This is a genomic window from Caballeronia sp. (assembly GCF_049581465.1).
In the GTDB taxonomy this organism is placed as follows: domain Bacteria; phylum Pseudomonadota; class Gammaproteobacteria; order Burkholderiales; family Burkholderiaceae; genus Caballeronia.
In genome coordinates this window covers 1-4,985 of the sequence record NZ_JBAUSA010000977.1, presented here as the reverse complement: position 1 = coordinate 4,985, position 4,985 = coordinate 1, and the positions used below count along the sequence as shown (strand labels likewise).

Sequence of the window (4,985 nt, the reverse complement as noted above, 5' to 3'; positions counted from 1 at the left end):
GAACAGAGCCGCGCGCCCCCGTCAGCACTCAACAATGTTGACGGCCAGTCCACCTCGCGAAGTTTCCTTGTACTTGGTCTTCATATCCGCGCCGGTTTGCATCATCGTTTTAATGACGGAATCAAGCGAAACATAATGGTTGCCATCACCCCGCATCGCCATGCGCGCCGCATTAACCGCCTTCATGGAACCCATCGCATTGCGTTCAATGCACGGAATCTGCACCATCCCCCCAACCGGATCGCATGTCAGCCCAAGGTTATGTTCCATGCCGATCTCGGCAGCATTCTCGACCTGCCTCGGCGTCCCCCCCATCACCGCGGCGAGGCCCGCAGCGGCCATCGAACACGCAACCCCCACTTCGCCCTGACACCCGACCTCGGCACCGGATATCGATGCGTTCATCTTGTACAAAATGCCAATCGCGGCAGCGGTCAGCATAAAGTCAATCACGCCCTGCGTATTCGAGCCCGGCATAAACCGGTCGTAGTAATGCAGCACAGCAGGAATAATCCCGGCCGCACCATTGGTCGGCGCAGTCACCACGCGCCCGCCCACCGCGTTTTCCTCGTTCACCGCAATGGCGTAAAGGTTGATCCAGTCCATCATGGACAGCGGATCGCGCAATGCCTGTTCAGGCTTGCTCACCAATTCGCGATACAACACCGGCGCCCGCCGCCGCACCTGGAACGGGCCGGGAAGCGTGCCGTCGGCATCGGGGTTGTCGATACCGCAGCCACGCGCCACGCACGACTGCATCACGTCCCAGATACGCAGCAGACCTGAACGAATCTCTTCGTCGCTACGCCAGACGCGCTCGTTGTCCCACATCAATTGCGCGACCGATTTGCCCGTCTCCTGACACAACGCGAGCAATTCATCGCCGGAATGAAACGCGTAGGGCAACTGCTCAATTGCGGTCAACACCTTCACGTTCGATGCCCCCGCCGTCACCACGAATCCACCGCCGACCGACAAATAGGTTGCGTCGCGCAATGTCTCACCGCTTTCGCTGTACGCATGCAGCTTCATGCCGTTCGGATGCTCGGCCAGCGCCTGCCGCAAGAACGTAATGTGTTCCTTCGGCGTGAACGCAATCTCCCGGCGGCCAAGCAGCGATAGCTTTTTCGACCCGCGCACGCTTTCAAGACGCGCGCTGATCGTGCTGGCGTCGACAGTATCGGGGGCATCGCCCATCAAGCCGAGCATGACGCCGCGATCGGTGCCGTGACCCTTGCCGGTCGCGCCCAGCGAGCCGTACAACTCGCATTTCACCGATACCGTCAGGTCGAGCAGACCATCGCGTTCGAGGCCCTGCACGAACATCAGGGCAGCGCGCATGGGACCTACCGTATGCGAACTCGACGGACCGATGCCGATCTTGAAGAGGTCAAAAACGCTGACTGCCATGAAATGAACGCTCCGATAAGTATGCGCAAAAAAATCAGCGCGCCGCCAGCGGCAAACACACTGCAAGCCAGGCGGGCGGCGATGGCGCGAGGCGCAGCGCAATGGGCGCATATCGCCCATCCAGCCGCGCCGCAAGATGGAACAATTCGGCCGCGTTCTTCGGATCCCACGCCCCGGCGAAGCCCGGCAAGCCGGCTTCGCGACGGGTGGCATCGAACGGAACTCTCGAGCCGACGAACTCGTCGTGCGTACGTGTACCGAGCGCGTAAGGTGTCAGCCAGTCCAGCGCGGCAGCAAGCGTTGCGCCAGATTGCGCGCGCTCGGTAAGCCAGTTTCGATTGTGCCGGCGCGCAGCGAGCGCGGCGGTGACGAGCGGTTGCAAGTCGTAGGTCACGTAGTGCAGCGCGTCGCGTTCGGCGAAATCCACGGTCGAGCCGTCCAGCGCAATGTTGTCGCCAATATGCTCAACATAAAGCCGCTGCGCGGCGTTGACAAGCCTGCGATCGTCGATGGTAAACGCGCCCATCGCGACCAGTTTGATCCGGTGACTCTGCCAGTTGTTGCGGTACGTGCCGCTCAGCGGCCGCTTCTGTTTATCGATATCCGCTATGTACCCCGACGTCATCTTCGCGATAAATGCGCTCGCGGCATTGCGCGTCTTGACGGGCAGCGCGCTCGCGGTCATGTCGTAGGCAAGAATCAGCGACTCGAAATTCGTTTCGTCGATGGGATTGAAACTCGGCTGATAGGTCGTCACCCAGGCATACAAGAAACGGTCCACGAGGCGCAAGTAGCGTTCATCGCCTGTGGCTCGCCACGCAAGCGCGGCGTCGCGCATCAACGCAAGATCCTTCTCGGCTTCGACGCTTTCGTCGTGAATGCCCTGGCCGGGCAACGTGCCTTCCGTGTGAAGCTTCGCGCGCGCTTTGGGCGCGTCGTTCAGGTGCGATTGCACCATCTGCACCAGCGCCTTCACCCCAGGATCGGCGTTGGTGCGCTCGCTGTTTTGCATCGCAGGCGCGGCGCAAAAATTCATTGCCGCCCACGCCGTCTGCGTTGTCATTGTGGTTGCTGCAAACGCCGCAATCATCGCGGGAACATGCCACGCCTTTCTCACCAGTCGTACCTGTCGCGCCATGCAAAACTCCCTGATTGGCTTGGGTTCGGGGTGAGATGTTAGCTGGTTCTTGTGGACGTCCGGCAAAACCGTCCGGCCCGATCAGAGCCAGACGGTTTTTGCGCGCTTCGTGTACCCCCTATTCGTCGTACTCCGACAACGGAATGCACGAGCAGAACAGGTTGCGGTCGCCATACGCGTTGTCGGCGCGGCCAACCGGAGGCCAGTATTTGCGCGCGACTAGCGATGCCAGCGGGTACGCCGCCGTTTCGCGCGAGTACGCGTGGCTCCAGGCATCGTCGACGACGACCGCTGCGGTATGCGGCGCATGTTTCAGCGGGTTGTCCTCGCGATCCGACTTGCCTTCTTCGACCGCGCGGATTTCGTCCCGAATGGCGATCATCGCGTCGATAAACCGATCCAGTTCCTCCTTCGCTTCCGATTCGGTCGGCTCGACCATCAGCGTGCCCGGTACCGGGAAACTCATGGTCGGCGCGTGAAAACCGTAGTCGATCAGGCGCTTGGCGACGTCATCGACCGAGATGCCGCTGGTTTCCTTCAACGGCCGCAAATCCAGGATGCATTCGTGCGCGACAAGGCCGCCCGTGCCGCTGTACAGCACCGGATAATGCGGCGCGAGGCGCTTGGCGACGTAGTTCGCGGCGAGAATCGCGTTTTCCGTGGCAGCGGTCAAACCCACCGCGCCCATCATCGCGACGTACATCCACGAGATCGGCAGGATGGCCGCCGATCCATAAGGCGCCGACGACACCGCGCCAATCCCCGCCTCATCTCGCCGATAACCGGTGGAGTGCTGGTTCGGCAGGAACTTGGCGAGATGCGCGCCGACCGCGACGGGACCGACACCCGGTCCACCGCCACCATGCGGAATGCAGAACGTCTTGTGCAGGTTCAGGTGCGACACGTCACCGCCGAACTGGCCCGGCGCGGTCAGGCCGACCATGGCGTTCATGTTCGCGCCGTCGACGTAGACCTGGCCGCCATGCGTGTGGACGATGTCGCAGATTTCGCGCACATTCGCTTCGAACACGCCGTGCGTGGACGGATACGTGATCATGATCGCGGCGAGCTTTTCAGCGTGCTTTTCAGCCTTCGCCTTCAAGTCGGCGATATCCACGTTGCCTTGTTCATCGCAGGCTACGACAACCACCTGCATCCCGGCCATGTGTGCCGAAGCCGGATTTGTGCCGTGCGCGGACGCGGGAATCAGGCACACATTGCGATGCCCTTCGCCGCGCGACGCGTGATACGCATGGATGATCAGCAAGCCCGCGTACTCGCCTTGCGAGCCGGCGTTCGGTTGCAGCGACACCGCCGCGTAACCCGTGCATGCGACCAGCATCTGCTCAAGCTGATCGATCATCGTCCGATAGCCGACAGTCTGTTCAGCCGGCGCGAACGGATGAATCTGGCCGAATTCCGGCCACGTGACCGGCAGCATTTCCGACGTGGCGTTGAGCTTCATCGTGCACGAACCCAGCGGAATCATGGTGCGGTCGAGCGCGAGATCCTTGTCGGCGAGACTGCGCAGGTAGCGCAGCATTTCGTGCTCGGAGTGATGGCGATTGAACACCGGATGCGTGAGGTAATCGCTCGTGCGTTCCAGCGATTTCGGCAGCGAGGCCTGCGCTTCGGCATCGAGCGCGTCGATGTCGAATGTTTCCGTCTTGCCCGCCACTTCTGCAAACAGCGCGAAGAGCTTAAGGAGATCGTCGCGCGTCGTGGTTTCATCGACGGAAACGCCTACGTGCTTGGCGTCGATATGGCGCAGGTTCACATGCACGGCGGAGGCCGCCTGATGCAGCGGCGTCGTGTTCGCGCCGCTTTCGATCGTGACCGTGTCGAAGAAGGTCGTGTTCGCGAGCGTGTAGCCGAGCTTTTGCACGCCAGCGGCGAAGATGGAGGCCACGCGATTCACGCGCAAAGCGATGGTCTTGAGACCCTTCGGGCCGTGATAAACAGCGTACATGCTCGCCATGATCGCGAGCAGCGCCTGCGCCGTGCAGACATTCGATGTCGCCTTTTCCCGGCGAATATGTTGTTCGCGCGTTTGCAGCGCGAGACGCAATGCGTGCTTGCCTTGCGCGTCGACAGTCACGCCGACCAGACGGCCCGGCATCTGGCGCTTGAATTCATCGCGCACGGCCATGTAGGCCGCGTGCGGACCGCCGAAACCGACCGGCACGCCAAAGCGCTGCGTATTGCCGATGGCCACGTCCGCGCCCCATTCACCCGGCGGCGTCAGCAGCGTGAGCGCCAGCAGGTCGGCCGCGACGACCACATGACCGCCCGCTGCGTGCACCGCTTCCGTGAGTGCGCGGTAATCGCGGACATCGCCGTTCGCGCCGGGATATTGCAGCAGGACGCCGAATGCATCGGCGGTGGCGGCATCGGCGGCAGGACCGACCTTGACTTCGATTCCCGCCGGCTTGGCGCG

General features: G+C 62.1%; 3 protein-coding genes. All 3 read right to left on the bottom strand.

What is annotated here, in order from left to right; translation table 11 throughout:
• Nucleotides 1-21: 21 nt before the first annotated feature.
• Nucleotides 22-1,410 (bottom strand): L-serine ammonia-lyase, encoded by a 1,389-nt coding sequence (locus tag WCA53_RS24015; RefSeq protein ID WP_423916337.1) that lies wholly within the window; start codon nt 1,408-1,410, stop codon nt 22-24.
• A gap of 34 nt (nt 1,411-1,444) precedes the next feature.
• Complete coding sequence (locus WCA53_RS24010; protein ID WP_423916339.1) at nt 1,445-2,500, bottom strand: alginate lyase family protein; 1,056 nt, start codon at nt 2,498-2,500, stop codon at nt 1,445-1,447.
• Nucleotides 2,501-2,666: 166 nt separating this feature from the next.
• On the bottom strand, nt 2,667-4,985 hold a 2,319-nt coding region (gcvP, locus tag WCA53_RS24005; RefSeq protein WP_423916335.1), incomplete at its 5' end, for an aminomethyl-transferring glycine dehydrogenase.